The sequence below is a fragment of the Sphingomonas sp. G-3-2-10 genome (genome assembly GCF_012927115.1).
In the GTDB taxonomy this organism is placed as follows: domain Bacteria; phylum Pseudomonadota; class Alphaproteobacteria; order Sphingomonadales; family Sphingomonadaceae; genus Sphingomonas.
In genome coordinates this window covers 76,936-97,267 of record NZ_JABBFY010000002.1, presented here as the reverse complement: position 1 = coordinate 97,267, position 20,332 = coordinate 76,936, and the positions used below count along the sequence as shown (strand labels likewise).

Here is a 20,332-nt window from a genome sequence, read left to right as displayed (position 1 = left end):
GCCTTCAGCCTTTCATCGCGTGAGCGAGAGAATTCAAACGGGTCTTGATCGACGAATCGATCATCTGGGAGCCGATCTTCACGACCAGGCCGCCCAGCAGCGAGGGGTCGACCGACAGGTCGACGGAAACGTCGCGGCCAAGCCGCGCGCGAAGCTGCTGCTTCAATTCGGTCACCTGCGCGGCGCTCAACGGATGCGCCGAGACGACTTCGGCGGTCGCTTCGCCGCGATGGGCGGCGGCGAGCGCGCGGAACGAGCGGATGATCGCGGGAAGCTGGTTCAGCCGGCGATTGCCGGCGAGCACGCCGAGGAAGTTCGCAACGGTCGATTCGAGCTTCAGCGACTTTGCCACTGCCGCCACCGCGTTCGCCGAAGCGCTGCGCGAGATCAGCGGGCTGGTGGTCAGCGCCTTGAAGTCAGCCGATTCGGCAAGCGCCGCACTGACCGTGGCGAGGCTCGCCTCGACCTTGGGCAGCGTATTCGAATCGCGCGCCAGCTCGAACAGAGCGGTAGCGTAGCGTCCGCTTAGGCTGGCCTGGATACCGCCGGAATTCTCCACGCGTATGAGTTCCTCTTGGGAGCAGGAGTGGCCCCATGCGAAATGGGTGCAGCACCTCGGTAAAAAGGGCGCCCCCGATGGGTCGCGGCGCGGTTAGCATCGGACTTGCTGCGATGCAACCCGAGTCGGGACGCTGCCCGAAGCATATGAGAATCGTTGCGCGCCCGGCGCGGTGCTGCAAATCTCCCCCCGGGCAAATCTGGAGGGGATCATCATCATGCGGACCTTGTTTCTCTTAACGGCGAGTCGCGCCGGGATCGCGGCAATCGCCACGGCGATGCTGGCGGCGACTCCGGCGGCGGCCGAGACGCTGACGATGACCGGCCTGTTTCCCGCGCCGTGGCGCGAAGCGGCGATGCTGCGCTCGATCGCAGTCGAGCGGCTGGGCGGGCGCGACGGCGCCGCGACGGGCATGGCGATCGAGCGCGCGCTCTCGCGGCCCAGCGGACGGACGGGCGCATGGTTCGAGATCGTCTATGGCGGGCGGCGCAACAATGGCGGCTATGCCGACGGCACGCTGTCCGGCGCGGTCTCCAGCGGCGTCGAGGACAGCTATTTCAAGCGGCCCGAGAAACAGTGCACGCAGCGCGACAAGGACAACAAGTGCACCAAGGAGGAAGAGGTGCAGGTCAATTGCACCCGCCGCGTGGCGAATCTGAGCGCGGACCTGCGTATCGTGCGGCGCGACGGGCGGATCGTCTATTCTGCCGTGAAGCCGCTGCGCGAGGAGATCACCTGGTGCCAGGGGCAATCGCCTTCGCGCACCGCCGAGGAGATGATCAACGGCATGATCGGTCAGATCGCGGAGGGCGTGCGGCGCGACACGGTGCCGGTGACCGACACCTACAGCATCCGCATCCTCGAAAGCTCGAAGGGGATTCCGAAGGAGCATAACCGCTTCTTCAAGGACACGATCAAGCTGACCCAGCGCAATCCGGGTCAGGCCTGCCAGGACTGGCAGCGGCTCAACCAGATGATCCCGAACAACGGCGTGATCGTCTTCAATATCGGGCTGTGCACCGAATGGCGCGGCGATCTGCAGGGTGCGCTGCGCTGGTATCGTCAGGCCAGCCCGTTGCTGGGGCGGCGCAACAACGAAGCCGATACCGGCCTCAACCGCGTCGAACGCCGGCTGACCGCCGATGCCGATTATGCCGAACGGGAGCGCGCACGATGAAGGCGATATTGCTGGGGCTGATCGCAAGCGTCGCGATCTGCGGACCGGCGCTCGCCCAAAGCCGAACGGTCAGCTTCGAGGTAGGCGGCGTGGCGTTCACCCCGCCGATGCCGGAAGGCTATTGCCCGGCCACCGCCGCGCAGCAGCCGCTGGATCAATATGCGGCCACACTCGACAAGGATAATCTGACGTCGATCACGCTGCATTCGTGCGGCGCGTCGGCGAACATGCTCGATTACATCATCATCAAGACGCCTCATGCGGTCGCCGGTACGGCCGTGACGCGGGCGCAGGTGCTGGAATCGCTGGGGCCGGACTTCGACAGCAAGGACGGCAAGCCGTTCAATCTGGAAGACACCGAAACGATGCTTTCCGGCGCGCTGGCGGAGACCACGGGCAAGAAGGCCGAGGTCTCGCTTGATCTGCGTCCGCGCGGCAAGGACGATGTCTGCGGCTATTTCGGCGGGTTCAACGTCACCACGCCGGCGGGCGGCAAGAAGATCGAGATGACCGTGGGCAGTTGCATCACCGCGGTCGACGGGCGCGTACTGGTCCTCAATTTCTACGCTGCCGGCAACGATCCGGCGACGCTTGCCGCGCTGTTGCGCCGCTCGCGCGCCTTTGCGTTGACGCTTCGAGGCAAGCCCAGGGGTTAAGGGAGGCGCGGCGATGGGTGAATTCATCCGGATGACGATGGCCGATGGCGCGGAGGTCGCGGTCTATCACGCTGCGCCCGAAGGCGAGCGGCGCGGCGGCCTTGTCGTCGTGCAGGAGATATTCGGAGTCAATTCGCACATCCGCTCGGTCTGCGATGGCTATGCGGCGGATGGATACGAAGTGCTGTCGCCTGCCTTGTTCGACCGCGAGCATCCGGGGTTCGAAGTCGGCTATGATTCGGACGGCATCGCGGCGGGCCGGCATCTGGCGCGCGACACGCATCCCTTCGCGCTGACGCTGGCGGATACCCAGAGCTGCATCGATGCGCTGGCGGGGAAGGGGCCGGTATTCATCACCGGCTATTGCTATGGCGGATCGGTGGCATGGTTCGCGGCGACCCGGCTGGCGGGGCTGGCGGCGGCGTCATGCTATTATGGCAGCCTGATCCCCGACGCGGCCGATGCGGAGCCGGATTGCCCCACCATCTGCCATTTCGGCCGCCACGACAAAGGCATCCCGATGGCAGGCGTGGAAAAGCTGATCGGGGCGGACCATCCGAACGTCGAGGTCTTCGTCTATGAGGCCGGGCACGGCTTCAACTGCGACCAGCGCGCGGACTATGATGCCGCCAGCGCAACGCTGGCACGGGCGCGGACGCTGCAATTGTTCATGGAGAATGGCGGGTGAGGATGTGGAAATATTGGGGCGCGGCGCTTGCGCTGGGCACGGCGGCAATCCCGGCGACCGCTGCCGCGCAGGCGGCGACCCCAGCGGAGTTCCACGCGGGCGGTATCAACTTCACGATGCCTCTGCCCAAGGGATATTGTCTTCCGAGCGCCGGTGCGAGCCAGTCCGTGGCTCAGCTGATCTCGGCGGCGGATAGCGAGAATCTGACGCTGCTGGTGTTGTTCGATTGCACGGGCACGCCGGGCGTGGATGCCGATTACCTGGTGATCAAGATCCCAAAGCCGGCGCTGATGGTGGAGGTAACGCGTGAGCAGGTGATCCGCGAGGTTTCAGCGGCAGTTGGAACGACGGAGTTCAAGGCGGCAACCGCGCCTGACAAGATCAATACCGACACGGCCAAGTCCATCGGCGATGTGCTGAACACGGAAGTGAAAATCGACAGTGCCTTCGCGCCTTCGGGGCATGATGATTTCTGCGTCTATATGCAGGGAATTATCGTGATGGGTGTCGCGGGTAAGCAGGTCAAAGTGGCTGCCGCCGGATGCGTGACCGGGATCGGCGGCCGGATCCTGACCATCTATCGCTATGGCGACGGCAATGTTCCCGGGAGGGTGGAGGCGCTGGTTCCGGAAGTCCGCGCCTTGGCCGAATCGATTGCCGTCAAACCGGTGCGCTGAGCCGCTCCGGAGCGGCTTCGACAGAAAAGGCCGAGGCGTCGCGCCCCGGCCTTTCCTAATTTATTCCTGACCCTCCCTCGTGGGGAGGGGGAACCGCTCAGCGCGAACGGCCCGCATTGTTGCGGTGGCCGCCGCCCTGGGTGGGGCGGCCCTGCCACTTGCTCTTGCGGGCATAGTCGCGCTGCGGCTTCTCGCCCTGCGGCCGGTCGGCGCGCGGGGCGTCGTTACGGCGCTGCTCGCCCTGACGCGGACCCTCGTGGCGCGTATCGGCACGCGGGCCGTCGAGACGGCTCCAGTCGTTCCGGCCGCCTTCGGCGCGGCGCGGCTGATCGCCCCGCTGACCCTGCGCCGGGCCGCGATTCTGACCCTGACCTTCGGGGCGGCTACGGCCACCCTGTGCGCCGTCGCGGCGCTCGTTTGCCGGACGCGCCTCGAACTGGGCGGGGCGCTTGCGCGGTGGCTGGCCACGCCCGGCACCCGGACGCTGGCCCTGCATCGCGCGACCGTTGCGGCCATTGGCCTCGTCGCGGCTCATCACCATCGGCGAGCGGGTCGATTTGATCTTGTTCGACTCGTTGATGAAGTCCTCCGGTAGCGCAACGATTTCGATCTTCTGACGCGTCAGCTTCTCGATGTCCTTCAGATACGGCTTCTCATCGGGCGCGCAGAAGCTGACCGCGATGCCATCCGCGCCCGCGCGCGCGGTGCGGCCGATGCGATGGACATATTGCTCGGGCACGTTGGGCAGCTCGAAGTTGAAGACGTGGCTGACGCCCGACACGTCGATGCCGCGCGCGGCGATATCGGTGGCGATCAGGATCTTGACCTTGCCCGCCTTGAACTCGCCCAGCGCACGCTCGCGCTGCGGCTGCGACTTGTTGCCGTGGATCGCGTTCGACGCGACGCCATTGCCGGCAAGCAGCTTTACGACGCGGTCGGCGCCATGCTTGGTGCGGGTGAAGATCAGCGCGCGGTCGATCGAGGGATCGCGGAGCAGAATGGTGAGCAGCGCCTGCTTCTCCGCCTGCTGGACGAACGTCACCGACTGGGTGACGCGCTCGGCGGTGGTAGCGACGGGAGTGACCTTCACTTCGACAGGATCGGACTTGAGGAACTGGCCGGCCAGATCGCGGATCGTCTTGGGCATGGTCGCCGAGAAGAACAGCGACTGGCGCTTCGACGGCAGATCGCGAACGATACGCTTGAGCGCATGGATGAAGCCCAGGTCCATCATTTGGTCGGCTTCGTCGAGCACGAAAATCTCGATGCCGAGCAGGATCAGGTAATGCTGGTCCATCAGATCGACGAGGCGGCCCGGCGTGGCGACGAGGATGTCGACGCCGCGGGCCAGATCGACCTTGTTCTTGTGGACCGACGTGCCGCCGAACACGGTGGCGACGGTCAGGCCCGTGCCCTTGGAATAGGCCTTGGCGCTCTCGGCGATCTGGGCGGCGAGTTCGCGGGTCGGGGCAAGAACCAGCATGCGGCAGCCGCGCGGCTGGGGGCGCTGCTTGCTGGCGACCAGGCGATCGATCGAGGGTGCGACGAATGCGAGTGTCTTGCCGGTGCCGGTCTGGGCGATGCCGAGCAGGTCCTTGCCCTCGAGCAAAGGCGGGATCGCCTGCGACTGGATCGGGGTGGGGACGGTATAGCCCTTCGCGGTAAGCGCAGAGAGAACGGCCTGCGAGAGACCGAGTTCATTGAATTGCATTGGAAACCTTACAAATGCGGCCGACGCGTGCACCTGAAACGGGCGCGCGGAGGCGGGGTCAAAAAATGACGCCCCGCGTGATATGGGAAGCCGGAAATATGAACCGAGGCAGAGCCGGAGCTGTTCGCTCCATCACGCTGCATGATGCCTCGATGCGCTGCGATATGGCGGTAATACTGTCCTAAGTCAAGGTTGACGCTCGGCAGCCTGCCGATGCGCAGGGTGTCAGGCTCCTGATGACCTCGCGCCCCGCTATCCACAATCTTCTGCCGCCGGACCGGGTTTTGCCGAAAATCCGTTAACGATTTGGCGAGTAGCGTGGCGCCAGCGGATCGCGATTCAGACGATCCGGGGAGGTATGGGTGCTGGTCGCACGATTGGAAGTGCTGGGCGAGATCGACGCGCGTGGCGCGGTGCGGTTCGAAGTGGATGTCGACAGCACGTTGCGCGGCATGGACGGCGAGCCGGTGAACGTCACGGTCGAGGATTTCTCGCGCACCGGCTTTCGCTTCAGCGGCGATCTGGAACTGCCGGCGGGCACGCTGATCTCGATCGGATTGTCCGGCGCGGGCGCGCGCGAAGCCAAGGTGGTGTGGCGCGACGGGCAGGCGCATGGCTGCGAGTTCCTGATGCCGCTGCCGCGCGAGAAGATGCGCAACGCATTTCGCGGGCAGGACGATCTGGTCGCCGAACTGGAGCAGCGATTTCGCGAGGGACCGCCTCCGGCCCCGCCCGTGAAGACGGGATTGCGCGACCTGATCCGGCGCCGGTTCAAGCCGCGCTGAAGTCTCGCTCGCGATAGTCGAACCAGTCGAAATCGGCGTGGAGGCCCGCGCCGCTCACGTCCTGGCACGCCATGCCGATGAACGCGCCGGTGAAGTTCGGTGCGCCCGGGGCGGTGGCTTCGTCCGACAGGATCGAGGCGTCGAATTGCTCGGGCAGCCATTGCCAATCCTGCCGATCGAGGCGGAAGGCGAAGCGCAGGCGTTCCTCATCGACTTCGGCGCGCAGTTCGACGCGTCCCTCGGGAATCGCGATCGGCGCGGAGAAGGCGTCGGCCTGAGGGCTGTCGGGCAGGGCGGACATCACGCGGATATGCCGGCCGATCTCGGCGTCGTGGGTGACGTGGAGATAATGGAATTTGGCCCCGTTATAATAAGCGACGAGGCCCGCCGCCTGCTGGAAATGCCGCGGCTCGAACTCCATCGCGCAGGACGCCGTGTAGCAGAATGCCTGTTGCCGCCGTGCCACCAGCGACTGGGTGAACAAGCTCCCGATCGTCTCGCGGCCGTAGAGCCGGAGATGGCCGGGACGGGCGGTGAGGCTGAAGATTGCGTCCGGCTCGGGCGTACGGAGCCATTGGAAATCGATCGGCAGCTGGTCTGCATCGAAGTCCGCGCGGACCGGCGTTTCGGGCCAGGGATGCGGCGGCAGATCGGGAGCGGGGGCTTCGCGCATCGGGACGCCCTGACCGTCTAGGGTCCAGAGCCAGCCGTCGCGCCAGACCATCGGTTGCAGCGCAGTCTCGCGGCCCAGCACGCAGCGGCCGCGATTGGGCAAGGGACGTCCGCACAGATAGGCCATGTACGTCTCGCCTGCCGGCGTCTCGACCAGATCGGCATGGCCCGCGCGCATCAGCGGGGCGTCGGGCCGGGTGCGGCTGGAGAGGATATAGGTATCCGGATGCAGCTCGTATGGGCCGAGCAGGTCGCGGCTGCGCGCCATCGTCACCGCATGGTTCCAGCCGGTCCCGCCCTCGGCAGTGATCAGATAGTAGCGGCCGTCGCGGCGATAGAGATGCGGCGCTTCTGTCAGGCCCAGCGGGGTGCCCGCGAAGATATTGTGCCGCTCGCCGATCAGCCGCCGCTCGCGCGGGCAATATTCCTGCAGCACGATCCCCGCGAAGCGATTGCGGCCCGGCCGATGGTCCCACAGCTGGTTGAGCAGATATTTGCGCCCGTCATCGTCGTGGAACAGCGAGGGGTCGAAGCCGCTCGAATTGAGATGCACCGGGTCCGACCATTCGCCGTCGATCGTCTCGCAGGTGACGAGGTAATTGTGGAAGTCGCGCAAACTCGCGCCCGATGCGCCGCCCACGGTGGTGCGGCCATAGCGTTTCACATCGGTGTAGATCAGGTGGAACCGCTCGCCGTCATGGCTGAGGCACGGCGCCCATACCCCGCAACTGTCGGGATCGCCGCGCATGTCGAGCTGTGACTTGCGAACCAGCGGCCGCGTCAGCAGCCGCCAATTCACCAGATCGCGGCTGTGGTGGATCTGTACGCCCGGAAACCATTCGAAGGTCGAGGTCACGATGTAATAATCCTCGCCGACGCGGCAGATCGACGGATCGGGATTGAAGCCCGGCAGGATCGGGTTGCGGATCATGCCGCCCGCCGCGTCCGCGCGCGCGCTTCGATCGCGATGCCGAGACCGAGCAGCAATACGCCGAAGCCGAACCCGACATAGCCCGCCACGCCGATCGAGCCGATCCCCACCACGCCGCCCAGATAGACTGCGGTCGCGCCGCCGAGCAGAATCGGGATGATCCCGCTCTCGCGCTCGGGCGGGCCACCGGGCTTCACCACCAGCGACCAGAGGATCCCCGCCGCGACCAGATCGAATACCGCCAGCGCCATGAAGAAGGGCGTATAGCCGATCTGGGTGACGAGCGCGCCGATCAGCAGGGTGAAGATCATCACGCCCAGATTGGCCATCGTCCCCGCCATGCCCGCCACGGTGCCCAGCTCGTCGCGGCGAAACAGGTCGCTCGCCATCGTGATGCAGGTGACCGACAGCGTCTGGTGCGCGAACGCGCCGATGCTGAGCAGCGCCACCGCGGCATAGGGACTGGTGACTCCGCCGACGAACATCATGCTGGTCATCATCAGCGCCCCCAGCGTGAAGGTCCAGCGCCGCGCATCGATCAGCGCCACGCCGCGCCGCTCCAGCCACACCACCACCGCCGGCCCGAACAGGCACCCCAGATCGGCCGCGACGAAGGGCAGGATCACTGCGATCGCCAGTTCCTTCAGGTCCAGCCCGCGCACCTCGCTCAGGTACAGCGGCAGCCAGAAGGTCAGCGTCGCCCAGGTCGGATCCGCCAGGAACCGGGGCAGGGCGATCCCCCAGAAATTGCGCCGCCCCAGCAGCGACAATATCGGCGGCTTCTCGCCCGCTGCCTGCACATGCGCTTCCTGCCCCGACTGGATCAGCGCCAGTTCCTCCGGCGCGAGATCGGGATGCGCTTCGGGCGCGCGATACCAGCGCAGCCACAGCGCGACCCACAGCAGCGCCAGCACCGCCGCGACATAGAAAGCCGCGCGCCAGTTCCACAAGGCGATCGAGATCGCGACCAGCGGCCCGGCAAGCGCGATCCCGGCCGATGCGCCCAGATTATAGATGCCCCCCGCGAACCCGCGCTCCTTCGCCGGAAACCATTCGGAAACCACCTTGAGCCCCAGCGTGTGCGAGGTGCCCTCGGCGAACCCCAGTGCCCCGCGCAGCGCCGCCAGCCCCTGCCAGCTCGCCACCCAGCCATGCGCCGCGATCAGCACCGCCCACGCCGTCGCGAAGATCGCCATGCCGGTGCGCAGGCCGATCCGGTCGAGGATATAGCCGACCACGGGCTGCATCATGATGAAGCCCTGAAACACGCCGGTGACCCAGCTATATTGCTCCTTGGTCATCGCGACATCGGCCTGGAACGGCTCGGTGGCGACGGCGACGCCCAGCGTCTGGCGGACGAGATAGTTGATGATCGTGCCCAGCATCACGATCGCGATGATCCACCAGCGGAGCTTCCGCGTGCGCTGCCAGTAGGTCATGCCGTCTCCCGCCGGGCTCATCGGAAGCGAGCCTGTTAGCGGTAACGTTACTATTGTCCGAGTTTATTGCAACTCGGGTGTGAGTGCGGAGACCAGCCGTTCGCCGCCGCGAACGATCGCATCCGCCAGTGCTCCGGGCGTGCACGGCGCCTCGGCCTGCACCCAGCCGCGGATCGGCGCCAGCGCCGCTTCGGCCAGTTGGAGCGACGCGAGGCGCAGGGGAATGGTGAGGGGACGATCGCTCAGCCGTTCTTCGATCATCGAAGCGAGCAGCCGGGTCACGCGGTCGCCAAGTTGCCCAGCCACGGTCTCGCGCGCACGGGCGCGGTTCTCCCAGAAATGGACAAGCAGCGCGGTGACGGCGGAAAGCTCGCCCCGGCCCGAGGCGGCGTCGGCCAGCGCCGCCATCGGATGCCGCAGCGCTTCGAGCATGACTTCGTCGGCGCTCGAATAATGTTCATAGAAGGTCGAGCGGCCGACTTTCGCCTGTGCAACGATGTCGGCCACGCGGATGCGGCGCTGGCGGCGGTGCAGCACCAGATGGTTGAACGCGCCGATCAACGCGGCCCGGGTGCGGGCGATGCGACGATCCTGCCTGTCTTTCATGCCCATCTCCGGATTCTTCGTGCGCCGAGTCCGGAAACGAGAAATCGCGCTTTCGCCGGCGCGTGCAGACGTACAACCAACCGGCCTTCACGCAAATCGGGGATGGCAGGAATGGACGCAGATCGGATTGCAGGCGGGGCGCTGATGCTGGCGGCGCTCGGGATCGCAGTGATGATGGGCCACCATCCATCGAGCTTCCAGGCCATCGCTCTGGCGCGCTTCATCCACGGCGCGATGATCGCGCTGGTTGGCGTGACGACTTATGGCTTCGCGCATCTGGCCCTGCGGATGGGGGTGGAGAAGCCGGCGGCGCTGGCAGGATTGGTCGCTTGCGGGATTGGCGCGCTCGGGGGCATCGGCGCTGGGACGATCAACGGTTTCCTGGTGACCGGGCTGGTCGTACGCGGCGTAACCGATCACGATCTGTTGCTGTTCGCGTGGGAAGGCAATCAGGCTCTGGCGCGTATTGGCGTGATCGCCAGCGGTACGGCCTTCCTCCTCTGGTCGAGCGATTTCGTGCGGCGGCCCGGTTGGGCAGCGCGCGGGCTGGGGGCGCTGGGAATTCTCGCGGGCACCCTGCCGATGCTGCTGCTGTGGTCGGGCATGCTTGGGATGAATTTGGCCGGCGCGATCCTGATCTATGGCATCCACGCTGCATGGATCGCGTTGGCAGGCCTGTACCTCTGGTCCGGCCGGTTCGCGGCGGATCGCGCGGTTTGAACGCAAAGCGCGGGATGTGGTGCGCGATACGTGCGCTTATATCCGGGTCATGGACACGCAGCAGACCCTTTCAGACGATGCCGCATGGGCGGCGTTCGAGGCTCGCGACCGCGCCTTTGACGGTCGCGTGATCGGCGCGGTTCTCACCACCGGCATCTATTGCAAGCCAAGCTGCCCGGCGCGGCGGCCGAAGCGGGAGAATGTCGCATTCTACGCCGATGCCGAAGCTGCGCGGGCGGCCGGGTTCCGGCCCTGCCTGCGCTGCAAGCCCGACGAAGTGGGCCGCGACCGGGTGGCGGTGGCGAAGGCCGTGGCGTTGATCGAAGCGGCGGAGGAGAGCATCGATCTCGAGGCGCTGGCGGATCTGGTCGGCTATGCCCCGCATCACTTCCACCGGCTGTTCAAGCGCGCCACCGGCGTGACGCCGGCCGCCTATGCCCGCGGCCTCAAGGCCCGCCGCGCCACCGAAGCGCTGAGCCGTGAGGACAGCGTCACCGGCGCGATCTACGAGGCCGGCTATTCCGCGCCGAGCCGCTTCTACGAAACCGCCAACGCCCGTCTCGGCATGACGCCCAGTGCGTGGAAGCGCGGCGGGGCAGGCGTGACAATCCGCTGGACCGTCGCCGAAACCAGCCTCGGCCCGCTGCTGATCGCCGCGACCGACAAGGGGCTGTGCCGCGTCGCGTTCGACGAAGACCAGTTCGAGCTTGCCCGGCGCTTCCCCGCTGCCGAGATCGTGCAGGGCGGGGCTGCGCTTGCGGCTCTCGCCGCGCGGGTGGTGAGCGAAGTCGAGACGCCGGGGCGCGACATGGACCTGCCGATCGACGTGCAGGGCACCGCGTTCCAGGAAGCCGTGTGGGAAGCGCTGCGCGCGATCCCCGCCGGCGAGACGCGCAGCTATGCTCAGCTTGCCGCCGTCGCGGGCAATCCCAAGGCAGTCCGCGCCGCGGGTACGGCGTGTGGCGCGAACCATGTCGCGGTGCTGATCCCGTGCCACCGCGTCCATCGCGCCGACGGCAGCATGGGCGGCTATGCCTATGGCGTCGATCGCAAGCGCGTGCTGCTCAAGCGCGAGGGATCGGGCGAATGAGCTACCGCATCTCCGGCCTGCCGCGCGACCGGTTCGCGCATCTGTTCGGCCTGTCCGACGATGCGCTGGCGGCGTATGGCGCAGTGCGGATGACTGCGACGGCGAAGCCCGGCTATCCGTGCCGCGTGACGCTGGAGGCTGCCGAGCCCGGCGAGAACCTGCTGCTGCTCAACTACGAGCATCTTCCGGAGGAGACGCCCTATCGTTCGCGCCATGCGATCTTCGTTCGCGAAGGGGCGGGCGATGCGGCCGAATTCACCGGCGCGGTGCCTGAACAACTCGCGATCCGCCTGCTGTCGGTCCGGGCCTACGACGCGCAGCACATGATGACCGATGCCGATGTGGTCGAGGGCGCCGAACTGGAGCCGCTGATCGCGCGCTTCCTCGCCGATCCGGCCGTTGACTATCTTCACGTCCACAATGCCCGGCGCGGCTGCTTTGCGGCGCGGGTGGACCGCGCCTGATAGCGACAACCGGGTGGCGTGAGTCGAGCCGGTAGTGGCAACGTTGTCACTAACTCATACAATAGAGCGAAATTGGCGCTTTCGCCGGATTTCTAGGCGTAAGTGACTGAATCTGTTCACCGTCAAACTGGCTCAAATGTATGAGTTGACACTAACTCAGACCAGATATAGCCCTAATGTGACCGCTAACATCGCGACGGTGCGGTGGCGGGAAGCCCAAAAGAGGCATCACAGGAGGGGACCGATGATCACATTCTCACGCCCGAATTCCGCGCGCCGTGCGGCCGCCTTTGCCGCCATCCTTCTGACTGGCACTGCCTGGCCGGCACTCGCCCATGCGACCGATCCGGTAACCGGCAAAGCGAAGGACGATACCGTCGTGGTGCGGGACGAGACGCCCGTCGCGCAGGATCCGGCGCCACAGGACGAAGAGAATACGATTACGGTCACCGGCTATCGCGGATCGCTGCAAAGCTCGACCAACGCGAAGAAGAGCTCGACGGGGTTCGAGGATTCGATCTTTGCCGAGGATATCGGCAAATTCCCCGACACCAATATCGCGGAATCGTTCAACCGCATTCCCGGTGTGACGATCAGCCGCGAAATCACCGGCGAGGGCCTGCAGGTCACGATCCGCGGCCTCGGCACCAACTTCACTCGCGTGCTGCTCAACAATGCGCCGGTCACCATCTCGTCGACCGGGCGCACCGATGCGCAGAGCACCAACCGCGAAGTCGATCTCGACCTGTTCCCGACCGAGTTGTTCACTCAGCTGACCGTCAGCAAGAGCCCCACCCCGGGGATGCTCGAAGGCGGCGCCGCGGGCACGGTCAACATGCGCAGCGCGCGGCCGTTCGACAATCCGGGCACCCACCTCGTCTATTCGGGCCAGCTGACCAAGGGCAGCAATGCCGACAAATGGGGATATCGCGGCTCGGTGCTGGCCAGTTACACCAGCGGCGATTTCGGCGTGCTGTTCGGCGTGGCGGGGGTGCGCAACGAAGTGCGCGTGACCGGCTACGAGACGATCGGCTGGACCAATCCGAACCTGAGCGCGACGCAAAGCACCAGTGCGACGCGCAACTCGACCGGCGGGGGCAACTGGACCATTCCCGGCACCGTCCCGGCCAATGCGGGCATTTCGGGCGTGGCCGCCGGTACGGTGGTCGATCAGGCCTTCCTGCTGGCGCAGAACCCCGGCGCGAACATCACCCAGATCGACAACGGCATCATCCCGCGCCTCGGCCGACCTTCGGACGAATATGGCACCAAGGAGCGGCTGAACTTCATCGGCAGCCTCGAATATAATGGCGACGGCATCCATGTGTATGTGGACGGCATGTTCGCGCGGAAGCGCAACCTGCTCGAGCGCATCGACATGAACTGGGTCGGCCGCAACGGCGCGATGATACCGGTCAACACGCAATATGACCGCTCCGACTGCACCAATGGCTGCGTCGTCACCAAGGGCACCTATCACAACGCCCAGTGGTTCCTCGAATATCGCCCGCACAACGAGCATGTGCAGTATTGGGGTGTGAACCCCGGCATCGAAGTCGAGCTGAGCGACAATCTGCGGTTCGACATCAACGCCAACTATACCAAGAGCCAGTTCCATCGTGAATCGCCGACGGTGCTGGTGATTACCCCGGCGGGCTCGGGCGTGACGGTCAATTACGACAACACCAACGGCAACATGCCCGTCGTCACCACCAATATCGATCTGAACAATCCCGCCAATTTCGGCTGGCCGGGCGGCCGCGTGAACATCCAGGACGAGCGGCGCGAAACCTATACCAAGGGCGTGCGCAGCGACTGGCGGTTCGGCGGCGACAAGCTCAATGTCCGCTGGGGCGCGGCCTATGACGATGTGTCGCGCACGATCCGCGGCTATGACAACAGCCAGGCTTGGCAGAATGCGGTGTGCGGCGACCGGCCGAGCGTCACACTGCCCGGGCCCAATCGCCAGCCCGCCTGCGAAGGGCTGAACACCACCACCCCTGCCGGCTATCCGACCTATCCGGCCTATGGCACCGGCTATACGTCGGGAGCGACCGGTACGGTGACCTATGCCGGATCGCTGATCCCCAACGGCGCGCCGCTGCAGGCGCTGCTCAAGCCAGGCCCGAGCGGGTTCATCACGGTCGATTGGGAGAAGTTCAAGGCCGCGTCCAACTATGACGCCTTCCACAATGCCGCGCCCGAATCCGGCGGCGCGAACACCGGCGCGAGCGGCGGCTATGTCCGCGAGCGGACGCTGGGCGCCTATGGCGAAGTGAATGGCGACATCAACATCGGTGACAACCGCCTGACCTTCAACGCGGGGCTTCGCTGGGTGCGGACCCAGCAGCGCATAGGCGGGCGGGTCTCGGTGCCCGATCCGCGCAACTCGACCGATCCGGACGGTGTCGGCCCGCTTCCGGCGGATTGCCCGGGCACCGGCGCCAACGCCAATGCACGCGACGGCTCCTGTTATCCGAACCTCGTCAATTTCATCTACACCGACACCGAATATGACAACTGGCTGCCCTCGGCGACGGCGGCGTTCCGGATCGGCGAGAATGCGGTGGCTCGTGCGGCGGTGTCGCGGACGATGACTCGCGCCAATCCGAATTCGATGCTGCCGGGCCTGAACTTCTCCAGCCCCTCGGCCGATGTCGGTTCGGTCGGCAATCCGGCGCTGGCGCCGTTCATCTCGACCAATATCGATCTGGGCTTCGAATATTATACAGGGGCGGAAGGCTATATCGGCTTCACCGCGTTCCGGAAGGCCGTGACCGGTTTCACCGTGACGACTGGCGTGACGGTGCCGTTCACCGATCTGGCAACCTATGGCGTCACCTTCAACACGCTGTCACCGACGCAGCAGGCCGCGATCAATTCGCGCGGCGGGCCGAATTCGGCGACGGTGGTGCTCAACCAGCAGGTCAATGCGACCGGCACGCTGAAGGTCAATGGCCTCGAAGCGAACTGGGTGCAGCCGCTCGACTTCCTGCTCGGCCGCTATCTCGGGGTGGAAGGCTTTGGCTTCAGCGCCAACCTGACGCTGATCAGCCAGACCGGATCGGGAGCCGCGCCGGCTGTGGCGGTGGGCGTCGCGCCGCTGACCTACAACATCACCGGCTATTACGAGAATCACGGCGTCACGCTGCGCCTGTCGACCACCTTTACCCAGGGCGGGATCAGCGCCACCGCGCCGCAGAACGGCATCACCGCGGCGGCACTGTACAATGACGATTACCAGCAATGGGATCTGAGCGGCTCGCTGGCTCTGTCCGAGATCCTCGGCACCAAGGGGCTGCCCGACCTGACGGTGGACATCCAGAACCTGACCAAGGCCCAGCAGCGCAGCTACTTCCAGTTCGAGAATGCGCCGTTCACGCTCTATCAGCCCGGGCGTGTGGTGATGGTGGGCCTGCGCGGGCGGTTCTGATCGCGGCGCAGGAAAAGGGGAGCGGCGGCCGGGAGACAAGACCGGCCGCCGCTACTTCCCCGCCGATCCCCCGATCAGCGTACCCCGTTCCCAGTGAGGTTCCCCAGAACCGTAGTCAGCTCAAGCGGCCGCAGCGGCTTTTCCAGCACGGCTTCGAACCCGCAGGCCTCCGCCGCTTCGCGCAGCACGATCGACGAGAAGGCGGTGACCAGCACCGCGCGGCCAGTCCATCCCAGCGCCCGGAGTGCCCCCAGCACCTCCAGTCCGTTGCTGTCGCTCAGCCGGTAATCGGCCACCAGCCACGCCGCTTCGCCAATCGCCGGGTCGGCGATCAGCGCCGCCGACGTAGCGAAGGATCGCACGTCATAGCCCTGAGCCTGAAGCATCAGGTGCGTCGAGCGGCGAACGCCCTCGTCGTCCTCGACGAGCAGGATGCGTTGGCGCTGCGAAGTGGTTTCGGTTTGCATGAGCATTTCCGAGCGGGAATCTGCCGGAAACGCCGTCACGTGTCGTTACGTGAAGGTCCTAAGTAATCTCGACTAAGTGACTGTACCCCGAGGCGTCTGCCCGTGGTTCAGCCATCGCCCTCGAGCCCCGCGCCAAAGGCGATGCGCAGCGCTTCGGAAAGGCTCCTGACGCCCAGTTTCGCCATCAGATTGGCGCGGTGGACCTCCACCGTGCGGGGGCTGATGCCCAGATCATAGGCGATCGTCTTGTTCGGGTGCCCACGCACCAGCCCGCGCAGCACATCCACTTCGCGCTGAGTGAGCACAGACAGCCGCGTCTTGGCGTCCTGCTCGCTCGTCGCGGCTTCGACCTTCTGGTCGAGCCGTTCGAACGCGCGTTCGATCGCGTCGAGCAGCACGGTCTTCTCGAACGGCTTCTCGATGAAATCGACCGCGCCGCCCTTCATCGCGACGACGGCGGTCGAGATGTCGCCATGACCGGTCAGTACGATCACCGGCATCGGCACGCCGCGCGCATTGAGCTCGGCCTGGACCTCCAGCCCGTCCATGCCCGGCATCCGTACGTCGAGCAGGATGCAGCCCGGCGCGGCGCCCTTCACCGCGTCGAGGAACGCGACGCCATCGACATAGGTCTCCACCTCGAAGCCCGAGGTGCGCAGCATGAAGCCCGCCGATTTGCGGATGGCTTCCTCGTCATCGACGATGTGGATGGTGCGTTGGCCGGTCATATCGCCTCCTCGGTATCAGCGCCCATGATCGTGAACTGGAATATCGTGCCGCCGCCGGGCCGGGGTTCGGTCCAGATGCGTCCGCCATGTGCCTCCACGATCGTGCGGCAGATGGAAAGCCCGAGACCCATGCCCTGTTCCTTGGTGCTGGCAAAGGCCTGGAAAAGCTGGGACGAGATTCGCGGGTCGATGCCGGGCCCGGTGTCGGAGACCGACACCCGCACCATGCCCTTGCCGCCCGGCCGCGCCGCGACGGTCAGCTCGCGAACCGGCGATTCGGCCATCGCCTCGACGGCATTGCGGATCAGATTGACCAGAACCTGCTGGATCTGGATCCGGTCGACCAGCACGAGGCCGATCTTGCCGCTGATGATGAAATCCGCCGAAACGCCACGTTCGCGCGCGCCGATCAGGCCGAGGCGGCTGGCTTCGTCGATCATCCTGGGCAGATCCTCGACATGCTTCTCGACGTCGCCTCGCGAGACGAAATCCCGCAGCCGCCGGACGATCCCGCCGGCGCGGAGCGCCTCCTTGGCGGATTCTCTCACGGCTTCGTGGAGCATCGATTCGAGTTCCGCGGAGCGGTTTTCGCGTTTGAGCAGGTCGCGCGCGGCTTCGAGATAATTGGCGATCGCGGTCAGCGGCTGGTTGAGCTCGTGCGCCAGCGTCGACGCCATCGTGCCCATCGCCGACAGGCGCGAGACATGGATCAGTTCGGACTGGACCTCCTGCAGCTTCAGTTCGTTGCGCTGCTTCTCGGTCAGGTCGCGGATGAAGCCGGTGAAGATGCGGTGGCCGTCGGTATTGGCTTCGCCGACCTGCAATTCCATCGGGAAATCGCTGCCGTTGCGGCGGCGGCCGGTGACGATCCGGCCGGTGCCGATGATGTGGCGTTCGCCGGTGACGAGATAGCGCTGGAGATAGCCGTCGTGCCGCTGGGCTTCGGCTTCGGGCATCAGCATCGATACGTTTCGGCCGACGACCTCGCCTTCGCTATAGCCGAACAGCCGCTCGGCCGCGCTGCTGAACGACAGGATCATGCCGCGTTCGTCGATCACCACCATCGCGTCCGGCACGGCGGAAAGGATCGAGCGCAGGTGCAGCGCGCTGCGTTCCAGCGCGCGTTCGGCGGCCTTGCGATCGGTGATGTCGCTCAGCACCACGCCGAAGCGCGGAAGCGAGCCATAGGCGCCGGGAATGATCGTGATCGTCACGTCGGCGAGGAATTCGGTGCCGTCCTTGCGCAGCCGCCAGCCTTCCTCGCGGAAGCGGCCTTTCTCCTCGGCGATGGCGATATCGGCGGCGGGACGGCCCTGTTCGCGGTCGTGCTCGGGGTAGAGCAGGGCGCCCGGCTGGTCGACAATCTCTTCGGCGCGCCAGCCGGTCATCAGTTCCGCGCCGGCATTCCAGGTGCTGATCCGTCCCTGGGCGTCGAGCAGGAAAAGCGCGCGGTCGCTGTCGGTTTCGACGAACAGGCTCAGCGCGGCGGCTTCGTCGCTAGTGCGCTTCATGCGGCGATCCGGCGGGTCATGACGGCCGATCATGCCGCGTGCGCGCGGCCTTGGCCAGCGTGCCGGGTGGCATCGAGTCCGATCCGGGTGGAATCCGCGCCTTTCCCGGCGCGCCCGGACGCGGTAGCCGGGGATCATGACACAATCCCCCCTGATTGCTGGCCTCGAACTCGGCGGCACCAAATGCGTGGCGCTGCTCTCCAGCGGCCCCGGTGATGTCCGCGACCGGGTGACCGTGCCGACCACCGATCCGGTGACGACGATGGCGGTGCTGGAAGCGGCGCTCGACGGCTGGGCGTTCGATGCGGTGGGCGTAGCCAGCTTCGGGCCGCTGGAACTCGATCCCGGCAAGCCCGATCATGGTTCGATCACCGCGACGATCAAGCCGGGCTGGAGCGGGACCGATGTGTCGCGGCGCTTTGCCGAACGGTTCGGCAAGCCGCTGGAGGTGCAGACCGACGTCAACGGCGCGGCGCTGGCCGAGGCGCGCTGGGGCGCGGCGCAGGGGCTGTCGAGCCATGCCTATATCACCATCGGCACCGGCGTGGGGGTCGGCACCATCGTGGGCGGGCGGCCGGCGCAGGGCATGGCGCATGGCGAGGCGGGGCATATGCGCGTCGGCCGCGCGCCGGGCGATGCCTTCAAGGGCTGGTGCCCGTTTCACGGCGATTGCGTCGAGGGGCTGATCGCCGGCCCGGCGCTGGCGGCGCGGTTCGGCGTGAAGGGCGAGGCGCTGCCGGACGAAGGGCCTGAATGGGATTTGTTCGTCCATGACCTTGCGGGGCTGCTCCACAATCTGGTCACCACCTTCGCGCCCCAGCGGATCGCGATCGGCGGTGGCGTGATGAGCGCGCGGGAACGGCTTTTCGTTCCGCTGCGCGAGCGGCTGGCCTCGAGCATCGCGGGTTACGGGTCGTTCGCGGGGCTCGATATGGAAGCGCTGGTCGGCCCGCCGGGGCTGGGCGCGATGGCCGGGCCGATGGGGGCGGTGGCGCTGGGGCTGGAGGCTCTGGACGCTTAAAGTTGTGTGCGTTCGGCGCGCTGGCGGGAGGCTGTGCGATAATCCCTGAAGAACTGGCTTAGGGCGTAACCGACGAAAAACACCAAGAGCAGCAGCCACAGCGCGCGATCGATTACCTTCGCAGCGGCGGGCGGGATGAAATCGGGCACGGGCAGCTGGTAATAGCTGCTCATCAGCAGAGCGGTGCAGAGTGCGATCAGCGCCAGTGAGAGGCCGCGACGAAGGCTGTGTGCCTCGGGGCCGAGGAGATTGATGGTAAGCATCGCCCCGCATGCCAGCGGTGCAAGCATATGGGTCAATTCCGACATCGCCTTCGCCCCCCTCAGATCACGTCCATATCAACCTTATAATGGTGCCAGGCAAATATCGCCACCGCGCCGCGATGGGGGCGCCAGGCTTCGGCCCAGTCGCGAATCTGCTTTTCGCTCGGGCGTTCGGGGTGACCCATGATGCGGCCGATCTCGATCTGCACCGCCAGATCGCCCGCCGGCCAGATGTCGGGGCGGCCCTCGGCGAACAGCAGGTAGATTTCTGCCGACCAGCGGCCGATGCCCTTGATCCGGGTGAGCGCGGCGATGGCCGCTTCGTCGTCCTCGGGCAGATTGGCAAGATCGAGTCGCCCGCTGGTTACTTCGTCGGCGAGGCTCTTGGCATAGCTGGCTTTTTGCCGGGACAGGCCCGCGGCGCGCAGATCGTCGTCGCTGGTGGCGGCGATGATTTCGGGCTTTGTCAGGTCGCCAAGCGCCGCGGCGAGCTTGTTCCAGATAGCGTTCGCAGCGGCCACGCTGACCTGCTGGCCGACGATCGTGCGCAGCAGGGTTTCATAGCCCCGATCGCGGATTCGCGGCTCGGGATAGCCCGCGCGGGCGAGCGCCACGGCAAAGGCTGGTTCGGACGCCGCGACCGAATCGATCGATTTTCTAATGGCGGCGCCACTTATTCCCATCGAGCGTCGCCTTGCGCTGAAGCCGGATCGGCGGCATGGACGCCGGCATAC

20 protein-coding genes are annotated in these 20,332 nt (G+C 66.1%); 10 read left to right on the top strand and 10 right to left on the bottom strand.

Annotated features, from left to right (window positions below):
- Window positions 1–4 precede the first annotated feature (4 nt).
- The gene (locus tag HHL13_RS17000) at window positions 5–559 is read right to left on the bottom strand and encodes a F0F1 ATP synthase subunit delta (RefSeq protein WP_169557108.1); all 555 of its coding nucleotides are present in this window, start codon (window positions 557–559) and stop codon (window positions 5–7) included.
- A gap of 217 nt (window positions 560–776) precedes the next feature.
- On the opposite strand from HHL13_RS17000, the gene HHL13_RS16995 reads away from it, so the two are divergent.
- Genes HHL13_RS16995 through HHL13_RS16980 form a run of 4 tightly spaced genes read left to right on the top strand, consistent with a single transcriptional unit; the run spans window position 777 to window position 3,757 of the window.
- Window positions 777–1,736, top strand: a complete 960-nt coding sequence (locus HHL13_RS16995; protein WP_169557107.1) for a hypothetical protein — start codon at window positions 777–779, stop codon at window positions 1,734–1,736.
- On the top strand, window positions 1,733–2,392 hold the full coding sequence (locus HHL13_RS16990) for a hypothetical protein (protein ID WP_169557106.1): 660 nt from the start codon (window positions 1,733–1,735) through the stop codon (window positions 2,390–2,392). Before HHL13_RS16995 ends, HHL13_RS16990 begins: the two co-directional genes overlap by 4 nt.
- A 13-nt stretch (window positions 2,393–2,405) precedes the next feature.
- Window positions 2,406–3,080, top strand: a complete 675-nt coding sequence (locus tag HHL13_RS16985) for a dienelactone hydrolase family protein (RefSeq protein WP_169557105.1) — start codon at window positions 2,406–2,408, stop codon at window positions 3,078–3,080.
- A 2-nt stretch (window positions 3,081–3,082) separates the two neighbouring features.
- Window positions 3,083–3,757 (top strand): hypothetical protein, encoded by a 675-nt coding sequence (locus HHL13_RS16980; RefSeq protein WP_169557104.1) that lies wholly within the window; start codon window positions 3,083–3,085, stop codon window positions 3,755–3,757.
- A 97-nt stretch (window positions 3,758–3,854) separates the two neighbouring features.
- Here HHL13_RS16980 and HHL13_RS16975 read toward each other — a convergent pair whose 3' ends face one another.
- Complete coding sequence (locus HHL13_RS16975) at window positions 3,855–5,468, bottom strand: DEAD/DEAH box helicase (RefSeq protein WP_169557103.1); 1,614 nt, start codon at window positions 5,466–5,468, stop codon at window positions 3,855–3,857.
- A 362-nt stretch (window positions 5,469–5,830) separates the two neighbouring features.
- Between HHL13_RS16975 and HHL13_RS16970 the strand changes: the two genes are divergently transcribed.
- On the top strand, window positions 5,831–6,253 hold the full coding sequence (locus tag HHL13_RS16970; protein WP_169557102.1) for a PilZ domain-containing protein: 423 nt from the start codon (window positions 5,831–5,833) through the stop codon (window positions 6,251–6,253).
- Here HHL13_RS16970 and HHL13_RS16965 read toward each other — a convergent pair.
- The 3 genes from HHL13_RS16965 to HHL13_RS16955 all read right to left on the bottom strand — a co-directional run bounded on the left by HHL13_RS16965 (window position 6,240) and on the right by HHL13_RS16955 (window position 9,901).
- A complete protein-coding gene (locus HHL13_RS16965; protein WP_169557101.1) occupies window positions 6,240–7,856 on the bottom strand; it encodes a glycoside hydrolase family 43 protein in 1,617 nt (538 codons plus the stop codon). The genes HHL13_RS16970 and HHL13_RS16965 overlap by 14 nt on opposite strands.
- Window positions 7,853–9,295, bottom strand: coding sequence for an MFS transporter (locus tag HHL13_RS16960; protein WP_169557100.1), 1,443 nt, complete (start codon window positions 9,293–9,295; stop codon window positions 7,853–7,855). The genes HHL13_RS16965 and HHL13_RS16960 overlap by 4 nt, the downstream gene beginning before the upstream one ends.
- Window positions 9,296–9,358: 63 nt before the next feature.
- Complete coding sequence (locus HHL13_RS16955) at window positions 9,359–9,901, bottom strand: hypothetical protein (RefSeq protein WP_169557099.1); 543 nt, start codon at window positions 9,899–9,901, stop codon at window positions 9,359–9,361.
- A gap of 111 nt (window positions 9,902–10,012) precedes the next feature.
- Here HHL13_RS16955 and HHL13_RS16950 point away from each other — a divergent pair, with 111 nt between their 5' ends.
- The 4 genes from HHL13_RS16950 to HHL13_RS16935 all read left to right on the top strand — a co-directional run bounded on the left by HHL13_RS16950 (window position 10,013) and on the right by HHL13_RS16935 (window position 15,608).
- On the top strand, window positions 10,013–10,621 hold the full coding sequence (locus HHL13_RS16950; RefSeq protein WP_169557098.1) for a hypothetical protein: 609 nt from the start codon (window positions 10,013–10,015) through the stop codon (window positions 10,619–10,621).
- A gap of 49 nt (window positions 10,622–10,670) precedes the next feature.
- Complete coding sequence (gene ada, locus HHL13_RS16945; RefSeq protein WP_206377113.1) at window positions 10,671–11,711, top strand: bifunctional DNA-binding transcriptional regulator/O6-methylguanine-DNA methyltransferase Ada; 1,041 nt, start codon at window positions 10,671–10,673, stop codon at window positions 11,709–11,711.
- Window positions 11,708–12,175 carry a DUF1203 domain-containing protein gene (locus HHL13_RS16940; protein WP_169557096.1) on the top strand — a complete coding sequence of 156 codons (468 nt, stop codon included), beginning with the start codon at window positions 11,708–11,710 and terminating at the stop codon, window positions 12,173–12,175. The genes ada and HHL13_RS16940 overlap by 4 nt, the downstream gene beginning before the upstream one ends.
- 244 nt (window positions 12,176–12,419) lie before the next feature.
- Window positions 12,420–15,608, top strand: a complete 3,189-nt coding sequence (locus HHL13_RS16935) for a TonB-dependent receptor (protein WP_169557095.1) — start codon at window positions 12,420–12,422, stop codon at window positions 15,606–15,608.
- Between the two features lie 74 nt (window positions 15,609–15,682).
- Here the strand turns inward: HHL13_RS16935 and HHL13_RS16930 are convergent, their stop codons facing one another.
- From HHL13_RS16930 to HHL13_RS16920, 3 genes are all read right to left on the bottom strand, one after another.
- Entirely contained in the window at window positions 15,683–16,075 is a 393-nt protein-coding gene (locus tag HHL13_RS16930) for a response regulator (RefSeq protein ID WP_169557094.1), read from the bottom strand.
- Between the two features lie 107 nt (window positions 16,076–16,182).
- Window positions 16,183–16,803: a response regulator FixJ gene (gene fixJ, locus HHL13_RS16925; protein WP_169557093.1), complete on the bottom strand. Its 621-nt coding sequence runs from the start codon at window positions 16,801–16,803 to the stop codon at window positions 16,183–16,185.
- Window positions 16,800–18,314: a PAS domain S-box protein gene (locus tag HHL13_RS16920; RefSeq protein WP_169557092.1), complete on the bottom strand. Its 1,515-nt coding sequence runs from the start codon at window positions 18,312–18,314 to the stop codon at window positions 16,800–16,802. Before HHL13_RS16920 ends, fixJ begins: the two co-directional genes overlap by 4 nt.
- Window positions 18,315–18,450: 136 nt before the next feature.
- Between HHL13_RS16920 and HHL13_RS16915 the strand changes: the two genes are divergently transcribed.
- Window positions 18,451–19,335, top strand: a complete 885-nt coding sequence (locus tag HHL13_RS16915) for an ROK family protein (RefSeq protein ID WP_169557091.1) — start codon at window positions 18,451–18,453, stop codon at window positions 19,333–19,335.
- Here the strand turns inward: HHL13_RS16915 and HHL13_RS16910 are convergent.
- Together HHL13_RS16910 and HHL13_RS16905 are read right to left on the bottom strand one after the other, a co-directional pair.
- On the bottom strand, window positions 19,332–19,643 hold the full coding sequence (locus tag HHL13_RS16910; protein WP_169557090.1) for a hypothetical protein: 312 nt from the start codon (window positions 19,641–19,643) through the stop codon (window positions 19,332–19,334). The two genes, HHL13_RS16915 and HHL13_RS16910, sit on opposite strands and share 4 nt — an antisense overlap.
- Before the next feature lie 14 nt (window positions 19,644–19,657).
- Complete coding sequence (locus HHL13_RS16905; RefSeq protein ID WP_169557089.1) at window positions 19,658–20,281, bottom strand: DNA-3-methyladenine glycosylase 2 family protein; 624 nt, start codon at window positions 20,279–20,281, stop codon at window positions 19,658–19,660.
- Window positions 20,282–20,332 lie beyond the last annotated feature (51 nt).